Origin of the sequence: Streptomyces sp. TRM68367 (genome assembly GCF_014495685.1) — a bacterium.
In the GTDB taxonomy this organism is placed as follows: Bacteria; Actinomycetota; Actinomycetes; order Streptomycetales; family Streptomycetaceae; genus Streptomyces.
Genome location: NZ_JACTVI010000267.1, coordinates 1 through 1,343, shown reverse-complemented (window position 1 = coordinate 1,343; position 1,343 = coordinate 1). Strand labels below are relative to the sequence as shown.

At 69.0% G+C, this 1,343-nt stretch carries 1 protein-coding gene; it reads left to right on the top strand.

Annotation, left to right across the window (positions count from 1 at the left end; all coding sequences use genetic code 11):
- Positions 1-161 precede the first annotated feature (161 nt).
- A partial coding sequence (locus H8R17_RS45405; RefSeq protein WP_223126195.1) for an ISL3 family transposase occupies positions 162-1,343 on the top strand: 1,182 nt, incomplete at its 3' end.

Genomic DNA, 1,343 nt, shown 5'->3' with positions numbered 1-1,343 from the left:
GGGTCTTCGAAGTTGAGCGGTGCGCCTCGTCTCACGCACTGACGTGGTGTCACGGTGTGTGACTGACTCCGGGAGTGATCGCCTCCTGGAAGCAGAGGGCCCGTGGGCCTGCGTGATCATTTCTGTTGTCTAGGCAGAAGGATCACGCAGGAGCCACGGGCTTGGTCAACGATACGACGTTGCTGCTCGACCTCGACGGGGTATCCGTCGCGCGGGTCGAGCGGCTGGGTGACGGCAGTCGTCGGGTGCATCTGGTCACGGCGGACGAGGCGGCACGGGCCTGCCCCGCTTGTGGGGTCTTCGCCTCCCGGGTGAAGGGGACAGCGGTGACCCGGCCGCGTGATCTGCCCTACGGTGAGAGCAGGTTGCAGTTCTTGTGGCACAAGCGGCGCTGGTACTGCCGCGAGGCCGGCTGCTCCCGCCGCTCCTTCACCGAGCAGATCCCGCAGATCCCGGCCGGTGCCAGGCTGACCACCCGGCTGCGGGGTGCGGCCGGGCGCCGCATACGAGACGCCGGCTCCACAGTCATCCAGGCCGCGCGGGATCTGCATCTGTCCTGGCCGACCGTGATGGACGCCTTCCGCGTCCAGGCCCGTGAGGTCACTGTGGAGCCGCTGCCCGAGGTGAAGGTCCTGGGCATCGACGAGACCCGGCGGGGCAAGACGAAGTGGGCACAAGACCCGGAGACGGGCAAGTGGCAGCTGGTGCGCGACCGGTGGCACACCGGGTTCGTCGACGCGTTGGGCGCCGGCGGGCTGCTCGGTCAGGTCGAGGGCCGCACCGTCGCCGACGTCCTGGCCTGGCTGTCGACCACCGGCCTGGAGTGGAGAGAGGACATCCGGTACGTCGCGATCGACATGTCCACTACCTACCGGGCCGCCGTACGCACCGGACTCCCGGGCGCCGTCGTGGTCGTGGACCACTTCCACGTCGTCCAGCTCGCCAACAAGATGCTCTCGCAGGTCAGGCGCCGCACCACCGCCGAACTGCGCGGGCGTCGCGGACGCGCCACGGATCCGGAGTGGAAGGCCCGCAGGAAGCTGCTGCGCAACCGGGAGGACCTCAGTGCCGAGCAGTTCGCGAAGATGTGGAACCCCCTGCTCGGCGAGGGGAAGATCGGACAGACGCTGCTGACCGCGTGGATCGCCAAGGAGTCCCTGCGCAACCTCCTCGCCCTGGCCCGCACCGGCACGGACCGCCACCAACTCGGCCACGCCCGCTGGAAGTTTTTCACCTGGTGCGCGGACAGCGACATCCCCGAAGTCCGCCGCCTCGCCGCCACCATCGACCGCTGGTGGACCGAGATCGCGGCGTTCATCGACACCGGGTACAGCAACGCCAAG